An 18,416-nucleotide genomic window follows, 5' to 3' on the forward strand; every position below is an offset into this window, starting at 1 on the left:
ACCTCATCCATCCCCGTCCCCGGCTTGACCAGCAGCCAGTCGCGCGGACGGCGCGCATCGACCATCGTCACCGCGTGGCGCGGGCAGACGCCCAGGCATTTCACCTCGATGATTCCGACGGGGGCCTTGCACCCCTTCTTCCCGCCCAGTTCCTTCTTGAGCGCCTTGGCGAGCGGCATCTTGCCCTTCGGTCCGAAGCCGCCATGCTGGCGCTTCGAACATTTGCGGCAAACCAGCAAGGCCGTCTGCCAGTTGGAGCGAACCGCGCGCATCAGCGCGGGCGGCGCTCCTCGGCCTGGCGCAATATCTCGAACGCCGCCTGGATCGACTGGAAGCGCACTGCCGCCATCGCATCGCCGGGCTTCACATCGGGATGATTCTCCTTGGCCAGCCGGCGCCAGGCCTTTTTCACCGCTTCGAAATCGGCATCGTCGTCGAGTTCGAGCGCTTTCAGCGCGTTGAGCTCGTCGCGCGAACGGGTGCCGTCGCCGGGGCCACCCCAGCCATAATGGCGCGCCTGCTCGAAACCGGCCGCCTCGCGGCTCTCCTTCGCTTCGCGCGCGGCTGCTTCCTCGGCGGTCAACCCCTCGAAATAATTCCAGTTGCGGTTGTATTCGCCGGCATGCTCTTCGCAGAAATACCAGCGTTCGTTGCCGTTCGGCGATTTGGGTGCCGGCCGATCACCGGGCCGATCGCATCCTTCGCGATCGCACAGGCGAATCTTCGCGGCTTCGCGCGACGATTCATAGCCACGCCAGCGGGGAAAACCCCAGTCATAGGATCGGGAAGATCGGGTCATTGCCCCCGATGTAGCGAAGCAGCCCGTGGGCGCAATGGGCGTACGCCGGATTTCGCCGGCGCACGCCCATAAAGAGGTCAGCCCATCGATGCGCCGGCAAGCATGGCACTACCGAAGATTGCCCCCATGATCGCCGTCATGATGAGGCCAGTCACGAAAAGCGCCACGATGAGCCAGATCACCACGACCACGGCAGTATATCCAGGCGCCTTCGCCGCCGGAACGCTCATCGTCGGCGCGGCACCAAGGTAGAGAATGTAAATTCCATATGCCAGCGCGACCAGGCCAAGCAGACCGCCCAGCATGATCGGTAGCAATGGCGTAACCAGACCGATCACCCAGGTCGGGGTCGACGAATAGATGATCAGTTTCAGTCCCTGCACCAGATCGTTCTTGCCGTCGAAACTTGGAGCAAGAACGCCGGCCAGCAGACCTATCAGATAGAGCAGGCCGAGTTGGATCACATAGGACACCACTGCATAGCCGATGAGCGAACTGGAAAGACCGCCATATGCGTAGCCCATTGCGCCCAGTCCAAGCAGACCGGCCAAAACCGTCCCGGCAACCGGCAGCAGAGCCAGGATAGCCGCGTACCCCGTGTACAGGCTCTGCGCTGATGCGGGCTCCGCAGCAATCACCGGCCATTCGGTCTTGGGGGTCAGAAGAATATTCTTCGCACGATCGACAATGCTCATGAAACCGCCTCCCTGTTGCGGGGACGGAACGTGACGCATTCGCGCCCGACTGTAAAGCTGCGTCCCTGTATCAGTCTTCGTCGAGGACGCTGCGGATCTTGCGGGCAAGCTGCGCGATCGAATAGGGCTTGGCGAGGAAGTTGACGCCCGCATCGAGACGGCCGTTATGAACGACCGAATTGCGCGTATAGCCGGTCGTATAGAGAATGCGCAGCCCCGGGTGTTTCTGCAACGCCGCCTCGGCGAGGCGACGGCCATCCATCTCCGGCATCACCACATCGGTGAAGAGCAAGGCGACGTTGGATTGCGCATCGAGCATCGTCAGCGCCTCGGCGGCACCCGAGGCGGAGATCGCGGTGTAGCCGAGCTCACGCAGCGCATCGACCGAGAAGTGGCGGACGCGTTGTTCGTCTTCGACCACCAGGACGATCTCTTCGATGCGACCAAGCGGCGTATCCATGTTCGCGACCGCCATATGCGCGGGCTCCCCGGCCCCGAAGAAACGCGGCAGATAGAGTTTGATCGTGCTGCCTTCGTCATGCTCCGAATAGATCGCGATATGCCCGCCCGACTGTTTGACGAAGCCGAAGACCTGGCTGAGCCCCAGGCCGGTCCCCTTGCCCACCGGCTTGGTCGTGAAGAAGGGATCGAAGGCGCGCTCGATCACCTCCGCGCTCATCCCCGTGCCCGTATCGGTCACGCAGATCAGCACATATTGGCCGGGTATCACCTCGGCCTGGGCGGCGGCATAGGATTCATCGAGATGCGCGTTGGCGGTCTCGATGGTGAGCTTGCCGCCCCCGGGCATCGCGTCGCGCGCATTGACCGCGAGATTGACGATCGCGTTCTCGAGCTGGCCGACATCGACATGGGTGCGCCACAGGCCGCCGGCCAGGACCGTCTCCACCATCACCTGTTCGCCGAGCGTCCGCCGCAGCAATTCCGACATGGAGGCGACCAGCTTGTTCGCATCCGCCGGTTCCGGCGCAAGGGGCTGCTGCCGCGAAAAGGCCAACAGCCGCGCCGTCAACGTCGCCGCACGTTCGGCCCCTTCATGTGCATGATCGATCGAGGCCAGCGCGCGCGCCGGATCGCTCGTCAGCCGTCGCTTGGCAAGATCGAGATTACCAAGGACGATCGCCAGCATATTATTGAAATCATGCGCGATACCGCCAGTAAGCTGGCCGATCGACTCCATTTTCTGCATCTGGCGGAGCGTGCCCTCCGCCGCCTCGCGCGCGGATATCTGCTCACGCAACGCCACCGATGACGCCTGTGCCTCGTCGCGGGAGAGCCGCATCTCGGCGAATTGTTCACGTTGCGACCGCCACCAGAGAAAGACCGTGCCCAGCAAGATGGCGAGCCCCGCCAACAGGCCGAACATCAGCACACGAGACTGGCGGGCAACGCGGAGCTGCGCATTCTCGATCGCCATCCGGGACCGGGCGCGCTGCACGCCGATCGCCTCGCGGATCCGATCCATCAACGCGACGCCCTGATCGGTATCGACAAGCGCACGCGCGTTGTCGCTCTGGCCGGCGCGGACCAGATCGATCGTCCTCTGCATCTCGGCGAACTTGCGGTCGGCCAGAGGCCTCAGCGCCGCGACCACGGCGGCGCCGTCCGCCGAATGCCTCACCGCATCGTCGAGCGCCGGGCCGATGCGCTTCCGCCCCGATTCATAAGGGACAAGATAGTGGGATTCACCCGTCAGCACATAGCCGCGCTGGCCGATCTCACCGTCCTTGAGCGCCGACAGCGTCTCGGTGAGTGCCGCATGATAGTTGAAAACCCGTGTCGCCTCACCCGCCGCGAGGGACTGGGCGCGCGCGAACCACAGGCTGCCGACCACCATCGCCACCAGCAGACCGAAGCCGAACAACACCGGTGACACCGAACGGATCGAGTGTTTTCCCCCCAACATGGAACGGTTGGTAACGATCCCGCCGCGTCTGGCAAGTCAGGCCGCGCGGGATCGTCAAATCGTGCCAGAGGGCCTGTAAGCCGGGTTCTGTCCATCCCGGCAAGCCGGGATTGGGCGACCATTCCTCTAGCCCCCGACTTGCATCGGGGGTCAAGCAACCAACCCGGACGACCGGCCGGAATGAGGCCATGCGCCGTCCCTATTCGGTCTTGCTCCCGGTGGGGTTTACCATGCCGCTTCCGTTACCGGCCGCGCGGTGCGCTCTTACCGCACCCTTTCACCCTTACCTCATGCCGAAGCGCGAGGCGGTCTGCTCTCTGTGGCACTGTCCCTGGGGTCGCCCCCGCCGGGGGTTACCCGGCACCGTCATTCCGTGGAGCCCGGACTTTCCTCGCCCCCGTCTTGCGACGGGGCCGCGGCCGCCCAGCCCTCTGGCCGGGGCGCTATAGTCGCGATGAGGAGCGCATACCAGCATGCAATGCGGGAAAGGCCGCATCCTCGCGATGGCGTATCAATCGTCCCCTTGCGGCTGGGGCAGGAGCAAGGCGAGCAGGATCGCCCGGCATTCGCCGTCGATCTCGCCGTCGATCAGTTCCGGACGAAAGCGTCGCTGAAAGGCCACCACGGCCGCCAGCGGATCGGCAACCTCATAACCGAAGCGTTCCAGCGCGAGCAGGAATCCGGCATCGGACCATTCGGGGTCGAGCAGATTGCGGGTCGGGCGCGGCAGGGCAAGCCGCAACCGCGCGAGCCGGCCCCATGGGAACAGTTCGCCCGGATCGCGCTTGCGCGTCGGTGCGATATCCGAATGCCCCACGACGTTGCCGCGCGTGATCGCATAACGATCCTTGATATCGGCGACGAGCGGGATCAGCGCCTCGATCTGCGCATCCGGAAAAGGGCGATAGCCGTGATCATGCCCCGGATTGACGATCTCGATGCCGATGCTGATGCTGTTGATGTCGGTGATGCCGCGCCAATGCGAGCGCCCGGCATGCCAGGCGCGCTTGTCCTCCGCGACCATGCTGACCAGGCGACCATCCTCGTCGACCAGATAATGCGCCGACACCTTGGCGCCGGGATCGGTGAGTCGGGCAATCGCCACTTCGGCATCGGTCATGCCGGTATAATGGAGCACGATCATCGAAACCGGCGCGGCCCGCTCGTCGAAATTGGGGGACGGAAAATTGGCAGATGGCGTATCGATCAAACTGCCTTGCCTCCCCCTTCATGCACGCGCGCGGTACGGATCGTGACGATCGCGACGCCGACCAGCGCGACGACGCCGCCCGCGATCATAAGCGGCGTCAGCGGCGTGGCAAAGAAAAGCGACGCGACGACCACAGAAATCACCGGCGCCGCGAGCGTCAGAGGAACCACCGCACTGACCGCATGGCGCTGAAGCAGCCACGACATCGCGCCATGGCCGCCGATGGTCGAGCCGATCGCAGAAAAGGCGATCCAGCCGAAATCGCCGAGCCGGAGATCCGGCAAAGCCCGAACGGTCTCTGGTTCGAACACCACCGACACCGGCACCAGCGTGATGGTGCCGATCAATCCCATCCAGGCATAGATGGTCAGCACGGGCACGCCGCGCAGCCGGCGCTGGATCAGCGACGAGACCGCCCAGATGAAACTGCCCGCCGCCGTCAGCAGCATGCCCGGGATCTCGCGTCCGGCAGCCGGGTCGAACACCAGCAGCAACACCCCCAGAAAGGCGAGCCCCATGCCCGCCATCCGTATGAAATGGATGCGTTCGCCCAGGAAGATCACGGCCAGGATCATCGAAAAGGGAACGCCGACCTGTCCGGCAATGGCAAGCGCGCTGACATTGTCGGCGACGAACAGCGACGCATTGACGAACATGTAGAAGATGCCGCCCGACAGCAGACCCAGGCCGATCAGCTCGCGCATCCGCCCCGGCACGATCCGGAGCGCGGACGCGCAGACGATGAAGACTATCGCCTGGCGCAGCGCGGCGGCGGTGAACGGCCCGGTCGCCTCCACGCCCATTTTCACGGCGATGATGTTGAGCCCCCATAGGACGTTCATCATCGCCGCGACGAGCAGGTCGCGGGTGCCGAAGCGGATCGGGGCCGGGGCAGTCACATCCGAGGCCATAAAGGCTGATGTCGCGCGGTGGAAGCGCTTCGCGCCACCGAATCGAATGAATCATGCGCGGGCTCGAAGATGCCGGCGCATCCGGGATCGGTTCGCTCAGGCCGCGCGGTGCGATTGGTGGGGATTGCCCAGGGTTGGGCGGTAAAGCCCGCGCAACGTGCGCTCGGTGGCGAATTTGCCGGTCTGGCCAAGCACGGTCTCGCCCGCGCCGAGCATCAGCACCCCGTCGGGCACGATCGCCGTGGACAGGCGATCGAACGCCGCCGTGCGTGCCTCCAGCGGAAAATAGAGCAGGACGTTGCGGCACAGGATCAGGTCGAAATGGGCCGGCTGAGGCGGACGATCGAGGATATTGTGACGCTCGAAGCGGATCATCCGTCTGAGTTCGCGCTTTGCGGTCCAGCTTTCGCCGCTCTGGTCGAACCAGCGCAGCATCGAGCGGACCGGCAGGCCGCGCTGGATCTCGAACTGGGAAAACACGCCCCGGCCCGCACGCTCGACCGCATCTCGCGAGACATCGGTGCCGAGAATGTCGATCGTCCATCCCGACCAGCGCTCGGTGGCGTCGGCGAGCATGATCGCAAGCGAATAGGTTTCCTGCCCCGTCGAACAGCCCGCCGACCAGATGCGCAGCCGCCGTCGCGGCTCGCGCGCCGCGCGGATCATGTCGAGCGCGGGACCGTCGAGCAGCCGGAACACGGTATGATCGCGAAAGAAATAGGTCTCGTTGTTGAGCAGCGCATCGACCACGATATCGGCAAGGCCGCTCTCGCGATCCGACACCACGGCGGCGGCGAGCGCATCGATCGAGTCGAATCCGCATTCGCGCAACACCGGCTTCAGCGATATCTCGATCCGCCAGATCCGGCTGGCTGCGAGCTGCTGTCCGGTGCGTGCCTGGAGCAGGCCGGCCAGCACACGGATCGCATTCGCGCTCGCGGTCATGCGCTTTCCCAGCGCTTCTGCAGGATATGCGCGATTTCGGCGGGGGGCAGCACCGCGCTTGCCAGCCCGCTCTTGGCGACACTGCCGGGCATGCCCCAGACCACCGACGTCTCCACATCCTGCGCGAACACGTCGGCCCCCGCACTCGCCAGGTCGCGCGCGCCGGCGCTGCCGTCGCGCCCCATGCCGCTCAGCACCACGCCGACCGCCGTCGCGCCATAAACCGACGCGATGGAGGAGAACATCGGATCGACCGACGGCAGACACCCTGTCTCCGTCCTGTGCTGAAGCAATCGCACAGCCACCCGGCCGTCACGATCCTCGACACACAGATGCGCATGGCCGGGCGCGATATGGAGGCGTCCGGGCTGAACCGGCATGCCCTCACGCGCGACAAGCGCCTTGCGCCCGGACAGCGTCTGCATCTGATCGGCGAAGAACGGCATGAAAACCGCCGGCAGATGCTGCGTGATCAGGATCGGCACGTCGAGCGTCGCCGGCAGCGCGCGCAACAGCGCGGCGATGGCGTGTAGCCCGCCCGTCGATGCACCGATCGCGATGCAATCGAGCGGCCGATCCCCGGCGCGCAGGCGAAGTGCGGGCGAAATCGGACGCGGCATGTCGACCGAGCGCTCGATTATGGTCGTGCCGCTGCTTTCCGGACGGCCGAGCCGCAACAGCCGTTCGCGCAATATCTCGGAGAATTGGCCGCCAAAACTGCCCGTTCCCGGTTTGGCAAGCGTATCGGCAGCCCCCAGGGTCAGCGCCTCGACGGTCGCCGCCGCACCGTCGTCGGCCAGCGCCGAAACGATCAGCACGCGCGCGCCGCCGCTCCCCTCGATCAGATCGGGCAAGGCGGCGATGCCGCTGCGGCCAGGCATCTCGATATCGAGCAGGATCACGTCGAGCGGTTCGGCCAGATTGCCCAGCCGTGCGATCGCCTCCGCGGCGCTGGCGGCGGAATCGACGATTTCGAAGGCCGGATCCTGAGAGATCATCCGCGCCAGCACGGCCCGCGCCACCGCCGAATCGTCGACGATCATCAACCTGATCGGCCGTGCGTCGGGGCGGGTGCCCGATTGGGCCTCGGTGCGGAGAGTCCGGCCCGCCATGCGTTTCAGGTCAGGAGAAACCGACGATCTGAAGCTTGGTCTCCAGCGTCTCGCGATCGAACGGCTTCATGACATATTCGTCGGCACCGGCATCGATCGCCGCGCGGATATGCCCCATGCCGTTTTCCGTGGTGCAGAACACCACTTTCGGACGGACGACGAGGTCGGTCTTGCGGAGGGCGCGGAGGAATTCCATCCCGCTCATCACCGGCATGTTCCAGTCGAGCAGGATTACGTCGGGCGGCGCCGCCATACACTGATTGAGCGCGTCGCTGCCGTCGACCGCCTCGTCCACGGAGAAGTCGAGTGTTTCCAGAATGTGGCGCGCCACTTTCCGAATCACCTTTGAATCGTCGACGACGAGACATTTTCTGGACATGTTACCCACCCCTCCCCGCCCGATGGGGCGCGAAACCCACCACGTGATAAGAGCAAAGCGTAAGCATGGGGTTAAGCAGCCAAATTCTGAGGTGCGCCCGCGACGATCAATGCGGGATCGAGCAGCAGCAGCGATGCCGTGCCGTCGTCAAGCATGCCGCGCACGGCATGTTCCCAACCCGCGCCCAGACGCGTGCGAAGGGGTGACGGCGCGCCGTCGATCTCGCGGACATCCTCGACGCGATCGACCACCAGGCCATATTGATGTCCCTCGACCTCGACCACCACCGCCGTCAGCACCGTGGCGGCAGCACTTGGCGCGAGGGCAAGCGCGGCGCGGCAGTCGATCATCGTGATGATGCGGCTGCGCAGCGCGGCAAGGCCGAGAAGATGCGGCGGCATCAACGGGATCGGCGTGACATGCGCGACATGGACCACCGAATCGATATGCACCGCCTCGATCGCGATGCGTTGCCCGTCCAGCTCGGCGATCAGGTAAAGGGCCCGCATGGTTCAATCCCCCGCCCGCACGCGGCCGGCGCGAAGCGCGGTCATCAGCCCGGCACGATCATAACGATAGATGCTCGCCGGATCGGCATCACGCACGGCGATGTCGCTGCGCAGGCGCAACACGCGTGCCTTGGGCGCATGCGTCTCGGTGGCGCTGCCTTCATTGGCGATCACGATTTGCGCTTCCTCCGTGGCGGCATCCCCTGCAAAGGCGACGCGATATCCTGCGGCCTCGACAAGCGGACAGAGCACTTCGCGTATCCAGGGATCGTCGCGATCGCCAAGCAGGCATAGCGGCCGATCGACACCGGTGGAGCCGGATCCCGCGGCATCCGCGAACAGCCAATGCGGATCGAGAATCTCGACCTGCCGTCCGTCGAGCAATGCGACGCCGGCGACGATCCCCTCCTTGCGCGCCTGAACCACGGCACCCGACAGGCGGACGATATCGATCACTTCCTCGATCGCATAGGCAAGCTCGACTGCGCCGTCGTTCAGCCGCAGCACGCTCACCATGTCACGGCCCGCCAGCGTATCCAGGCCGACGAGCGGGATGATGCGATCCTCCACCGCCAGCCGCAGGCGCCCGGCGCCGAAGCTGATCTGGCCGCCCGCGACGTCCTCGATCCGTTCGATCACGCTCAGCCGCACCGCACGCTCGGTGCCGTCGAGATCGCGGAACAGCAGCATGGAGATGCCGGCATCGTCGACGGCCGCAACCGCCTCGGCCGGTTCGTCGGCACCGATGCCGGCGATGATCCCCGCGGTATCGGCAAGGCCGGCCGGATCGAGCAGCAGCATCGGCAGGCCGGTGTCGGGCAGCGTCATCCCGGCATAGATCCCGGCCGCCATGATCGCCGGGCAGGCGGGCCGGACCACCAGCTCCTGATGGTCATGGAGGTCCGCGACGCTGAGCGCATAGATCGCCCCGCCCGCCGGATTGAGGATGATCAGCGATCGCGGCATCGATTGCGCGGCACATTCGATGCCCAGGATCGTCTCGAGCGTGACCACCGGAATGCGCTCGTCGCGCAACCGCGCGATGAAGGCGTCGCCGACGGGTTCGATCGAAAGTGCGGCATTGTTGTCGCGCACGATCTCACGGATCGCCGCGCGCGGTATCGCGAACTGATGGTCGGCCACACCCACCACCAGTGCCGGAATGATCGAAAGCGTCAGGGGCATGCGCAGCGTCAAGGTCACGCCCTTGCCGGCAACACTGGCGATATCGACGACACCGCCGGTCCGTTCGATATTGGCGCGGACCACGTCCATGCCGACGCCGCGTCCCGAAAGCGCGGTGATCGTTCGCGCGGTCGAAAGCCCGGGCTCGAAGGCCAGGGCCAGACGCGCCTGGTGCGACAGCCGCTCGGCACGCTCGGGCGTGACGATCCCGGCGGCGATCGCGCGCGCGACCAGTTGGTCGACATCGATGCCGCGGCCGTCGTCGGCCACTTCGATCGCGATCTGGTTGCCCGATTGGCAGGCGGTGATGCGCAGCCGCCCCTGCGCAGGTTTTCCGGCGCGCGCGCGCTCTTCCGGCCGTTCGATGCCATGGTCGAGCGCGTTGCGGATGATGTGGGTCAACGGATCGCGGATCAATTCGATCATCTCGCGATCCAGCTCGACATCGCCGCCTTCGATGCGCAACTCGACCGGTTTGCCCAATTCGGCCGTCAGGTCGCGGACCAGGCGCGGGACCGACGCGAAGAGCTTTTCGATCCGCTGCATGCGTGTCCGGGTGATCGTGTCGCGCATATCGGCGACGCACAGCGAAAGGCGTTCGAACGCCCCTTCCACCGCGGCCTCGGTGCCCGCATCCTGCAATCGTCGCGACAGATCGTTGCGGGCAAGCACCAGATCGGAAACCCCGGCCATCATGCGATCGAGCAGATCGAGCGAGATCCGGATGCTGCGCGCGGCACCACGCTGCGCCGGCGCATGGGTTTCGGCCGGCACGTCGGCGGCGGCGCCATCGACGCGAACCGCGGCGATCAGATAATCGTCGCTGCCATGGACCGCCTCGCCCGTGTCGAGCGCCTCGGCCAGTTCGGCGATGCGGTCGACGATCGCCAGCACCGCGCTGACCAGCGCCCTGTCGGCCGGACGCGCACCTTCGCGCACCTGCGACAACGCATCCTCGGCGGCGTGGCTCAATCGTTCGAGTCGGTCGAGATTGAGGAAACCGCAGCTTCCCTTGACGGTATGGACGAAGCGGAACATCGCATCGAGCCGCTCGCGATCGGCCGGATCGGCTTCCCAGGCGACAAGCTCCCCCGACAGCGCCTCAAGCGTCTCGCGGGTTTCGGCGATGAATTCGGCGAGAATATCGTCCATGGGGTCCGCCAGCAGCTGCGGACCCGTCATGGCGGAGGCGTGGTTAAGAAGCCGTTAGAGCGTGTTCAAGAAAGCGCGGCAGAGCGCTTTCTCGAGGCGGCACCGGCCCGCTTCCCTAGCCTACAGCAACACCCGTGCCGATGACCGCGCCGAACAGCAGCGCCGGATCGTCGGGCTCGGAGACCTGGATCAGCCCGCCGCTTTCGGCGACGATCTGGTGCGCCAGCCAGGCGGCGGCGGCACGCGGCGTCAGCGCATCGGGGGCCACTTCGCCGAGCAGCGCCTTGCGCAGTTCGGCGTCGAGCACCAGCCGGGGTCCCTCGGCACGAACGACGATTTCGGTGTTGAGCCCGTTGCGCTCTGCGCCGACATCGAGCCGGCCGCCGCGCACGAGCGCATCGCCACCCATCAGCGCCAGATTGAGCAACACCTTGATCGCGGTCTTGCTGAGCGTCGCATCCGCAACCATCCAGCCCAGTTCGATACGGCCATCGACGCCGAACAGTCCCTCGATCGCGGCCTTGGCCTCGCGTGCATCGACCTCTTCGCCGAAACCGCCGGCGGCGCCGAACGCCAGGCGGAAGAATTTGAGCTTGTTCGCCGAGGTGCGCGCGCTTTCGCTGAGCAGTTCCAGGCAGCGGGCACGCATTTCCGGATCATGCTCGTCGGCGAGCAGTTCCAGCCCGTTGTTAAGCGCGCCGACCGGGCTCAGCAGGTCGTGGCAGAGCCGCGAGCAAAGCAGGCTGGCGAAATCCACGGTGTTGATCGACATTCCGATCCCTTCATTCGATTTGCGCGCCCTTCTGGCGAAGGCGGCCGCCTCATGCAACCAACGCGATCCGTTGGCAAATCTGCTTGCCACCCATATCGTCGCCCAACCGCCACAATTCGGCGCTCTCGCCCGCCAGGATCAGCCAGAGCTGCGCGGGCGTTCCGACCGCCGCTTCACGATCCCGCGCCGAGGGTTCCGCCGCGCCGCGCGGATGGCTGTGATAATGCCCGATCCAGGCCGGCCCGCCGGCGCGCGCGCCACGCGCCGCGTCGAACAATGACTGGGGATCGATTTCGAAACTGTCCTCGGGCCGCGGCGATACATTCGCGGCGGACACCGCATCCATGATTTCGAGGTCGTTTCCGAACAACAATCCGCAAATCTCGCGGTCGGGCGCCGCCGCCGCTTCGGCAAGAATCCGTTCGAGCAGCACCCTTGAAATCCGCATGGCCATTCCCATCTCCCTAAGCGATGGACCGGGGGGTTTCCACTGTCGATGCACGGATCGCGGACAGCGCGAACGGATGGCGTCTGGATCGCGCCCTTGCCGACGCGATACCCACGCTTTCGCGCGAACGCATCAAGGCGCTGATCGCCGGCGGCAAGGTTACCAACGCGGCCGGAAACGCGATGCGCGACCCTTCGGCCAAGGCCGCTGCCGGCATGGCCTTCGCCATCGAGATTCCGCTTCCCGAACCGGCGCACAACGAAGCGCAGGACATTCCGCTGGTGGTGGTGTTCGAGGACGAGCATCTGATCGTGATCGACAAGCCCGCGGGGCTCGTCGTCCATCCGGCCGCCGGCAATGCCGACGGTACGCTGGTGAACGCGCTGCTCCATCATTGCGGCGGCAGTCTGTCGGGCATTGGCGGCGTCGCGCGGCCGGGCATCGTCCACCGCATCGACAAGGACACGTCGGGCCTGATGGTCGCCGCCAAGACCGACCGGGCGCATGAAGGGCTGGCGAAGCAGTTCGCGGCGCATTCGATCGATCGGCGCTATCAGGCGATCGTCGGCGGCCGCCCCGCCCCGCCCGCGGGTACGGTGGATGCGCCGCTCGCGCGGTCGCCCAGCAATCGCAAGAAGATCGCGATCGTGGCGGGCGGCAAGCGTGCGGTGACGCATTATCGCACCCTCGAGTTGCTGAGGGATGCCGCACTGGTCGAATGCCGACTCGAAACCGGCCGGACGCATCAGGTTCGCGTCCATATGGCGTCGATCGGACATGCGCTGCTCGGCGATCCGGTTTATGGTCGCCCCAGGGACGCGCAACGTGCGGTGCTCAAACGGCTGGAATTCCACAGGCAGGCGCTGCACGCCGCGCATCTGGGCTTCCGCCATCCGATCACAAGCGCGACTTTAGCGTTTGATAGCAAAATGCCTGCGGATATGCAGGAACTGTTCAGCTCATTGGTGGTATAGAAGTTTCAAGAGAGACCGCGCCTCGATAGGGCGGTCGAAGGGAGTGAATGAAGACCATGGCCGGCAACACCAACGTCCCCGCGACGATCCCCGCTCTGGGTGGTGAACAGAGCCTCAATCGCTATCTGACCGAGATCAAGAAGTTTCCGATCCTGGCGCCCGAGCAGGAATATATGCTCGCCAAGCGCTATCAGGAACATCAGGATCCGGCGGCAGCGGCCCAACTCGTCACGTCGCACCTGCGACTCGTGGCCAAGATCGCCATGGGCTATCGCGGCTACGGCCTGCCCGTTTCCGAGCTGATTTCGGAGGGCAATATCGGCCTGATGCAGGGCGTGAAGAAATTCGAGCCCGATCGCGGTTTCCGCCTCGCCACCTATGCGATGTGGTGGATCCGCGCCTCGATCCAGGAATTCATCCTGCGCTCGTGGAGCCTCGTGAAGATGGGCACCACCGCCTCGCAGAAGAAGCTGTTCTTCAACCTGCGCCGGATGAAGAACAAGCTCGACGCGTTCGAGGATGGCGATCTGCGCCCCGAGGACGTCACCAAGATCGCGACCGATCTGGGCGTCAGCGAGGACGACGTCACCAGCATGAACAGGCGCATGGCGATGGGTGGCGACACCTCGCTCAACGTCTCGATGCGCGAGGATGGCGACGGCCAGTGGCAGGATTGGCTGCAGGATGAAGGCCCGTTGCAGGACGAGCGCATCGCCGATGCCGAGGAACGCGACGTTCGCCACACCATGCTGGTGGAAGCGATGACCGACCTCAACGATCGCGAGAAGCATATCCTGTCCGAACGCCGTCTGGCCGAGGACCCCAAGACGCTCGAGGAACTGAGCCAGGTCTATGGCGTGTCGCGCGAGCGCGTCCGCCAGATCGAGGTCCGCGCCTTCGAGAAGCTGCAAAAGGCGATGATGCGCATCGCCGGCGGCAAGGGACTGCTGCCCGCGCTCGCCTGAGCCGCGCACGTCACCGGAAATCGGGGGTCGCCACCTTCGGGTGCCGACCCCTTTTTTTCGTCCCAAACACTGTCATGCTGTGGGTGGCGAAGCGGCGGCGGCTCGTCTATCCGTCCTTCGCACCCCGGGATCGAGGGGTGGACAGGACCGGAGGGAATGGATGCTCAAGCTCTTCATCGGCAACAAGGCCTATTCCTCCTGGTCGCTGCGCGGCTGGCTGGCGGTGCGCCAGTCGGGATTGCCGTTCGAGGAGAATGTCGTCCCCCTATACGATCATGACTGGGACGTGCGCCGCGAAGGCGACGAATTCGCGCCGTCATCGGGCAAGGTGCCGATCCTGTGGGACGACGACGTCGTGGTCTGGGACAGCCTGGCGATCATCGAATATCTCGCCGAAAAGGCGGGCCGCGAGCGATTCTGGCCCGAAGACGCCGCCGCGCGCGGCATGGCACGATCGATGGCGGCCGAGATGCATTCGAGCTTCGCGGCACTGCGCCGCGAGCACAGCATGAACGTCCGCCAGATCTACGAGCCGCGCGAGCCGTCCGATGCCGTGAAGCAGGATATCGTCCGCATCATGCAACTCTGGGCCGAAGCGCGCGCGCGTTTCGGTGGCGAGGGCGATTTCCTGTTCGGCGATTTCGGCGCGGCGGACATCATGTTCGCCCCCGTCATCACCCGCTTCATCACCTATCAGCTTCCCGTCGCGCGGTTCGCCGAGCCCTATATGCGCGCGGTGATCACTCACCCCTTCATGCAGGACTGGATCGCCGGCGCGCAGGAAGAGGATTGGGTGATCGAGAAATTCGAGCAACCACAGGGCGTCTGAAACTCCCTATTGGGCGCCATGGCTGACGAATTCGACCAGCCGGCCATCGGGATCGCGCAGATAGCCGGCATAATAGTTCGGGTGGATATGCGGCGCGAGTGCGGGCGCACGATCCAGCTGGTGGCCGGCGCGTTCGCCCACCGCATAGATGCCGTCGACGGTCGCGCGATCGGGCGCGGCAAAGGCGAAATGCGCGTCGGACGCCGGATCGCCCTCGACCAGGAACAGGTCGAGCGAGCGCCCGTCGCCAAATCCCTTGGCGGCGGCATCCACCTTCAGCGCATAACCGAGCGGGGCGAGCAGGTCGGAATAGAAACGGACACTGGCGGGCAGGTCGCGCGTCCTGAGTTCGAGATGATCGATCATGGCTGTATCTCCAGCATTACGGGGGCAGAGGATTCGAGCGCGGGCGGATCGACATTGCCGCCGCACAAGGGGATGGCGACGCTGCGTCCGCGCCACCGCGCGGGGTCGGCGATCAGCGCGGCAAGCCCGGCAACGCCTGCGGGCTCGACGATCAGTCCGAGATGCGTTTCGACCAGCGCCATCGCCGTACGGATCGCATCCTCGTTCACCAGCACGACATCATCGGCAATCAGCCGCACGGCATCGACCGCATAGGCGACGGGCACGCGCACCGCGATGCCATCGGCGATGGTGCGTGCCTCGGGGGTTTCGACGATCCGGCCGGTGCGCACCGACTCGGCCATCGCCGGCGCCCGTTCGGCGGCGACCAGGACGATCTCGGTCCGTGGCGAGACATGCTTCATCCATGTCCCCACCCCCGACGCCAGCGCGCCATTGCCCAGCGGCACCAGCATCGCGTCGAACGGCCCGGCGCGCTCGGTCATTTCCAGCGCCAGCGTGCCGGCCCCCTCGGCGATCGCGGCATCCGCGCCATCCTCGACGAAACAAAGCCCGTCCTGCTCCGCGATCGAGCGGGCGATCCGCTTGGCATCGTCGAAATCGCGCCCGAGCAGGCGGACATCGGCACCCAGCCGCGTCATTGCCTCATGCTTCGCCACGACGATGCCGCGCGACGCGACGACGATCAGCGGAACCCCTCGGCTTCGTGCCGCCCAGGCCAGCCCCTGACCGAAATTGCCAGCGGACGCGCAGATCAGCGGCGGCGGCGAATCCATGCCGGCCAGGAAGGCACCCGCCCCCCTTCCCTTGAACGAGCGGATCGGATTTGCGGTCTCGTCCTTGAAGGTGACCATTGCGCCGACGAGCCTGTCGAGCGCGTCGGATCGCCGAAGCGGCGTGTCGAGGAAGACCGGATCGATCCGGTCGACGGCGGCAAGGATGCCCGGGGCGGTTGGATAGTGCATGGCCGGAGAATAACCGCTCACTTTTGCCGTTTTTCAGCGAATCATTGCCTGTCAGCACCTGAAATCGGCAAGATCAGCTGCTATGATGCCGGAATCATGCGTAACGCTCTGGATAATTTCGATCGCCGGATTCTCGATATCGTGCAGCGCGACGGCGAACTGACCGCCGACGCGATCGGCGCACGCATCGGCCTTTCCGCATCGGCGACGCTGCGCAGGCTGCGCCGGCTAAAAGCGGAAGGCACGATCGCGGCGACGGTCGCGGTGGTCGATCCGGCTGCGGTCGGCAGGCCGACCTTCTTCATCGTCGCGCTCGAAATCGAGCGCCAACGCCCGGAACTTCTGGCGCAACTGCGCCGCTGGTTCGCCGATGAGGATCAGGTGCAGCAAGTCTATTATGTCACGGGCAGCGCCGATTTCGTGCTGATCATCACCGCGCCCGACGTCGATTCCTACGATGCGCTGATGGCCAGGATGATCGCCGACAATGCCAATGTCCGCCGCTTCACGACAAATGTCGCGCTGGGCATCGGCAAGCGCGGCCTGTTGGTGCCGATCCCGCCCGCTACGGGGTGAGCCCGCGTGCGAGATGCCGGTATGGCGGGTCCCCCCGCCAAGCCAGCGGAGGCCAACGTCAGAATTCGCGACCGTCCTTGCGGCGCTGCTCGCCGAGCGCCCCAAACAGATGCATGTCGATATCCGGATAATGGCAATCGGTGGCTGCAGGCCGCCCGATCGCGACATAGACACAGTCGGCGGCGCTTTCGTTGATCAGGACATGACCGTTGCCGTCATTCTTGGGAAAGGCGGCAATGTCGCCGGCACGCATCGGGTGGCGGCCATGATCGTCGACCAGTATGGCTTCGCCCGCGATCATCACGACCAGTTCGTCCTCGCCTTCGTGCCAATGCCGCTGCGACGACCAGGCGCCCGGCTTCAGCACGACATGGCTGGCGCCGAAATCGGCGATCCCGCTGGCCGGCGCGAGGCGGCGATACCAGCGCTCCTTCACGACATCGGCATATTCGGCCGGATAGCCGGTGGCATTGGTCTGCGGAATCGCATCCAGATCAAGCTTGGGCATGGTCCCTCCCGCTATGCAAAGCGCGTGACTATGGGTAGGCGCCAAGCATGATATCGTCCATCGATCCCGTCGATCTCGCCGCGCGCCTGATCGCCTGCCCCAGCATCACCCCCGCCACCGGCGAAGTCTTCGACGTGCTCGAAGAGGCGCTGGTCGGCATCGGCTTTTCGGTCCACCGTTTCATCGCCGGCGAGGCACCCGACGGGCCGGTCGAGAATCTGTTTGCCGTGCGCGGCAGCGGCGCGCCGCATTTCGCCTATGCCGGGCATCTCGACGTCGTGCCGCCAGGCGACGGCTGGCATGGCGATCCCTTCGTGCCCGAGATCCGCGGCGACCTGCTCTACGGCCGCGGCGCGGTCGACATGAAGGGATCGATCGCCGCCTTTGCCGCCGCCGCCGCCCGCCAGGCCGATCATCCCGGAACGCTGAGCCTGATCATCACCGGCGACGAGGAGGGCTATGCCGTCTTCGGCACGGTCGAACTGATCAAGTGGATGACGGCCAATGGCCATCATCCCGACCTGTGCCTGGTCGGCGAGCCGACTTCGGTTGCGCGGCTGGGCGACATGATCAAGATCGGCCGGCGCGGATCGGTCAATATGTGGATCGAGGTCGCCGGCACCCAGGGCCATGTCGCCTATCCCCATCTGGCGGACAATCCGATCCCGCCGCTCGTCCGCATCCTTTCGCGCATCGAGGCGATCGAACTCGATCAGGGCACCGAATGGTTCCAGCCGTCCAATATCGAGATCACCGATATCGAGGTGGGCAATCCGGCAACCAACGTCATTCCGGCAAAGGCGACCGCACGACTGAGCATCCGGTTCAACGCGCTGCACAGCGGCGAAGCGCTAACCGAGCGCATCCGCGCGATCTGCGAGGCCGAATCGCCGCGCGCGACGTTGACGGCCCGTATCTCGGGGGAAGCTTTCCTGACCGCGCCGGGCGCCCTGTCGGACATGGTATCCGCCGCGATCACGCAGGTGACGGGCGTGACGCCCGAATTGTCGACGACAGGCGGGACGTCGGACGCGCGCTTCCTCTCGCAAATTTGCCCCGTGGTCGAATTCGGCCTGCTCAACGCGACGATGCACAAACTCGACGAAGCCGCGGCGATTCAGGACATTGCGGCGCTGACCGACATCTTCGTATTGATCATCGACCGCGCACTCGGGCGGCCCGAATCCTGAGA

At 65.5% G+C, this 18,416-nt stretch carries 21 protein-coding genes and 1 other RNA gene; 5 read left to right on the top strand and 17 right to left on the bottom strand.

Going from position 1 to position 18,416, the window contains the following annotated elements; all coding sequences use genetic code 11:
• The 14 genes from AC3WN8_RS23090 to AC3WN8_RS23155 form a co-directional block, all read right to left on the bottom strand.
• Nucleotides 1-272 (bottom strand): hypothetical protein (locus AC3WN8_RS23090; RefSeq protein ID WP_492671843.1); only part of this gene is annotated, 272 nt, incomplete at its 3' end.
• Entirely contained in the window at nucleotides 272-799 is a 528-nt protein-coding gene (locus AC3WN8_RS23095) for a J domain-containing protein (protein WP_492671844.1), read from the bottom strand. The genes AC3WN8_RS23095 and AC3WN8_RS23090, both read right to left, overlap by 1 nt.
• Nucleotides 800-876: 77 nt before the next feature.
• The gene (locus AC3WN8_RS23100) at nucleotides 877-1,494 is read right to left on the bottom strand and encodes a YIP1 family protein (RefSeq protein ID WP_492671845.1); all 618 of its coding nucleotides are present in this window, start codon (nucleotides 1,492-1,494) and stop codon (nucleotides 877-879) included.
• A 70-nt stretch (nucleotides 1,495-1,564) separates the two neighbouring features.
• The gene (locus AC3WN8_RS23105; protein ID WP_492671846.1) at nucleotides 1,565-3,388 is read right to left on the bottom strand and encodes a CHASE3 domain-containing protein; all 1,824 of its coding nucleotides are present in this window, start codon (nucleotides 3,386-3,388) and stop codon (nucleotides 1,565-1,567) included.
• Nucleotides 3,389-3,478: 90 nt separating this feature from the next.
• Nucleotides 3,479-3,853, bottom strand: an RNA gene (gene rnpB / locus AC3WN8_RS23110) — RNase P RNA component class A.
• 76 nt (nucleotides 3,854-3,929) lie between these two features.
• Complete coding sequence (locus tag AC3WN8_RS23115) at nucleotides 3,930-4,562, bottom strand: N-acetylmuramoyl-L-alanine amidase (protein WP_492671930.1); 633 nt, start codon at nucleotides 4,560-4,562, stop codon at nucleotides 3,930-3,932.
• Nucleotides 4,563-4,624: 62 nt separating this feature from the next.
• On the bottom strand, nucleotides 4,625-5,527 hold the full coding sequence (locus AC3WN8_RS23120) for a DMT family transporter (protein WP_492671847.1): 903 nt from the start codon (nucleotides 5,525-5,527) through the stop codon (nucleotides 4,625-4,627).
• Between the two features lie 108 nt (nucleotides 5,528-5,635).
• Nucleotides 5,636-6,484 carry a CheR family methyltransferase gene (locus AC3WN8_RS23125; RefSeq protein ID WP_492671848.1) on the bottom strand — a complete coding sequence of 283 codons (849 nt, stop codon included), beginning with the start codon at nucleotides 6,482-6,484 and terminating at the stop codon, nucleotides 5,636-5,638.
• Nucleotides 6,481-7,596 (bottom strand): chemotaxis-specific protein-glutamate methyltransferase CheB, encoded by a 1,116-nt coding sequence (gene cheB / locus AC3WN8_RS23130; RefSeq protein ID WP_492671849.1) that lies wholly within the window; start codon nucleotides 7,594-7,596, stop codon nucleotides 6,481-6,483. Before cheB ends, AC3WN8_RS23125 begins: the two co-directional genes overlap by 4 nt.
• Before the next feature lie 10 nt (nucleotides 7,597-7,606).
• Entirely contained in the window at nucleotides 7,607-7,975 is a 369-nt protein-coding gene (locus tag AC3WN8_RS23135) for a response regulator (protein ID WP_492671850.1), read from the bottom strand.
• A 71-nt stretch (nucleotides 7,976-8,046) separates the two neighbouring features.
• Complete coding sequence (locus AC3WN8_RS23140; protein WP_492671851.1) at nucleotides 8,047-8,484, bottom strand: chemotaxis protein CheW; 438 nt, start codon at nucleotides 8,482-8,484, stop codon at nucleotides 8,047-8,049.
• Nucleotides 8,485-8,487: 3 nt separating this feature from the next.
• Nucleotides 8,488-10,821 (bottom strand): chemotaxis protein CheA, encoded by a 2,334-nt coding sequence (locus AC3WN8_RS23145; protein WP_492671852.1) that lies wholly within the window; start codon nucleotides 10,819-10,821, stop codon nucleotides 8,488-8,490.
• A gap of 115 nt (nucleotides 10,822-10,936) precedes the next feature.
• Nucleotides 10,937-11,593, bottom strand: coding sequence for a histidine phosphotransferase family protein (locus AC3WN8_RS23150; RefSeq protein WP_492671853.1), 657 nt, complete (start codon nucleotides 11,591-11,593; stop codon nucleotides 10,937-10,939).
• 49 nt (nucleotides 11,594-11,642) lie between these two features.
• A complete protein-coding gene (locus tag AC3WN8_RS23155) occupies nucleotides 11,643-12,047 on the bottom strand; it encodes a M67 family metallopeptidase (RefSeq protein ID WP_492671854.1) in 405 nt (134 codons plus the stop codon).
• Between the two features lie 17 nt (nucleotides 12,048-12,064).
• Between AC3WN8_RS23155 and AC3WN8_RS23160 the strand changes: the two genes are divergently transcribed.
• The 3 genes from AC3WN8_RS23160 (at nucleotide 12,065) to AC3WN8_RS23170 (ending at nucleotide 14,809) form a co-directional block, all read left to right on the top strand.
• A complete protein-coding gene (locus AC3WN8_RS23160; RefSeq protein ID WP_492671855.1) occupies nucleotides 12,065-13,015 on the top strand; it encodes an RluA family pseudouridine synthase in 951 nt (316 codons plus the stop codon).
• Between the two features lie 56 nt (nucleotides 13,016-13,071).
• Nucleotides 13,072-13,980, top strand: coding sequence for an RNA polymerase sigma factor RpoH (gene rpoH / locus AC3WN8_RS23165; RefSeq protein ID WP_492671931.1), 909 nt, complete (start codon nucleotides 13,072-13,074; stop codon nucleotides 13,978-13,980).
• 160 nt (nucleotides 13,981-14,140) lie between these two features.
• On the top strand, nucleotides 14,141-14,809 hold the full coding sequence (locus tag AC3WN8_RS23170) for a glutathione S-transferase family protein (protein WP_492671856.1): 669 nt from the start codon (nucleotides 14,141-14,143) through the stop codon (nucleotides 14,807-14,809).
• Nucleotides 14,810-14,815: 6 nt separating this feature from the next.
• Here the strand turns inward: AC3WN8_RS23170 and AC3WN8_RS23175 are convergent, their stop codons facing one another.
• Both AC3WN8_RS23175 and AC3WN8_RS23180 read right to left on the bottom strand, forming a co-directional pair.
• Nucleotides 14,816-15,175 (bottom strand): VOC family protein, encoded by a 360-nt coding sequence (locus AC3WN8_RS23175; protein ID WP_492671857.1) that lies wholly within the window; start codon nucleotides 15,173-15,175, stop codon nucleotides 14,816-14,818.
• Nucleotides 15,172-16,140: a threonine ammonia-lyase gene (locus tag AC3WN8_RS23180; protein WP_492671858.1), complete on the bottom strand. Its 969-nt coding sequence runs from the start codon at nucleotides 16,138-16,140 to the stop codon at nucleotides 15,172-15,174. The genes AC3WN8_RS23175 and AC3WN8_RS23180 overlap by 4 nt, the downstream gene beginning before the upstream one ends.
• 96 nt (nucleotides 16,141-16,236) lie before the next feature.
• Here AC3WN8_RS23180 and AC3WN8_RS23185 point away from each other — a divergent pair, with 96 nt between their 5' ends.
• On the top strand, nucleotides 16,237-16,716 hold the full coding sequence (locus AC3WN8_RS23185; RefSeq protein ID WP_492671859.1) for an Lrp/AsnC family transcriptional regulator: 480 nt from the start codon (nucleotides 16,237-16,239) through the stop codon (nucleotides 16,714-16,716).
• 58 nt (nucleotides 16,717-16,774) lie between these two features.
• On the opposite strand, the gene AC3WN8_RS23190 is transcribed toward AC3WN8_RS23185, so the two are convergent.
• On the bottom strand, nucleotides 16,775-17,224 hold the full coding sequence (locus AC3WN8_RS23190; RefSeq protein WP_492671860.1) for a cupin domain-containing protein: 450 nt from the start codon (nucleotides 17,222-17,224) through the stop codon (nucleotides 16,775-16,777).
• A 47-nt stretch (nucleotides 17,225-17,271) separates the two neighbouring features.
• Between AC3WN8_RS23190 and dapE the strand changes: the two genes are divergently transcribed.
• Nucleotides 17,272-18,414 carry a succinyl-diaminopimelate desuccinylase gene (dapE, locus tag AC3WN8_RS23195; protein ID WP_492671861.1) on the top strand — a complete coding sequence of 381 codons (1,143 nt, stop codon included), beginning with the start codon at nucleotides 17,272-17,274 and terminating at the stop codon, nucleotides 18,412-18,414.
• Nucleotides 18,415-18,416 lie beyond the last annotated feature (2 nt).

This window comes from Sphingobium sp. FW305-3-2-15-F-TSA7 (genome assembly GCF_058787155.1).

Coding starts and splice junctions, on each gene's coding strand:
- AC3WN8_RS23095 (WP_492671844.1), bottom strand. CDS start 799: ATGACCCGATCTTCCCGATCCTATGACTGGGGTTTTCCCCGCTGGCGT.
- AC3WN8_RS23100 (WP_492671845.1), bottom strand. CDS start 1,494: ATGAGCATTGTCGATCGTGCGAAGAATATTCTTCTGACCCCCAAGACC.
- AC3WN8_RS23115 (WP_492671930.1), bottom strand. CDS start 4,562: ATGATCGTGCTCCATTATACCGGCATGACCGATGCCGAAGTGGCGATT.
- AC3WN8_RS23125 (WP_492671848.1), bottom strand. CDS start 6,484: ATGACCGCGAGCGCGAATGCGATCCGTGTGCTGGCCGGCCTGCTCCAG.
- cheB (WP_492671849.1), bottom strand. CDS start 7,596: ATGGCGGGCCGGACTCTCCGCACCGAGGCCCAATCGGGCACCCGCCCC.
- AC3WN8_RS23135 (WP_492671850.1), bottom strand. CDS start 7,975: ATGTCCAGAAAATGTCTCGTCGTCGACGATTCAAAGGTGATTCGGAAA.
- AC3WN8_RS23140 (WP_492671851.1), bottom strand. CDS start 8,484: ATGCGGGCCCTTTACCTGATCGCCGAGCTGGACGGGCAACGCATCGCG.
- AC3WN8_RS23145 (WP_492671852.1), bottom strand. CDS start 10,821: ATGGACGATATTCTCGCCGAATTCATCGCCGAAACCCGCGAGACGCTT.
- AC3WN8_RS23150 (WP_492671853.1), bottom strand. CDS start 11,593: ATGTCGATCAACACCGTGGATTTCGCCAGCCTGCTTTGCTCGCGGCTC.
- AC3WN8_RS23155 (WP_492671854.1), bottom strand. CDS start 12,047: ATGGCCATGCGGATTTCAAGGGTGCTGCTCGAACGGATTCTTGCCGAA.
- AC3WN8_RS23160 (WP_492671855.1), top strand. CDS start 12,065: ATGGACCGGGGGGTTTCCACTGTCGATGCACGGATCGCGGACAGCGCG.
- rpoH (WP_492671931.1), top strand. CDS start 13,072: ATGGCCGGCAACACCAACGTCCCCGCGACGATCCCCGCTCTGGGTGGT.
- AC3WN8_RS23170 (WP_492671856.1), top strand. CDS start 14,141: ATGCTCAAGCTCTTCATCGGCAACAAGGCCTATTCCTCCTGGTCGCTG.
- AC3WN8_RS23175 (WP_492671857.1), bottom strand. CDS start 15,175: ATGATCGATCATCTCGAACTCAGGACGCGCGACCTGCCCGCCAGTGTC.
- AC3WN8_RS23180 (WP_492671858.1), bottom strand. CDS start 16,140: ATGCACTATCCAACCGCCCCGGGCATCCTTGCCGCCGTCGACCGGATC.
- AC3WN8_RS23185 (WP_492671859.1), top strand. CDS start 16,237: ATGCGTAACGCTCTGGATAATTTCGATCGCCGGATTCTCGATATCGTG.
- AC3WN8_RS23190 (WP_492671860.1), bottom strand. CDS start 17,224: ATGCCCAAGCTTGATCTGGATGCGATTCCGCAGACCAATGCCACCGGC.
- dapE (WP_492671861.1), top strand. CDS start 17,272: ATGATATCGTCCATCGATCCCGTCGATCTCGCCGCGCGCCTGATCGCC.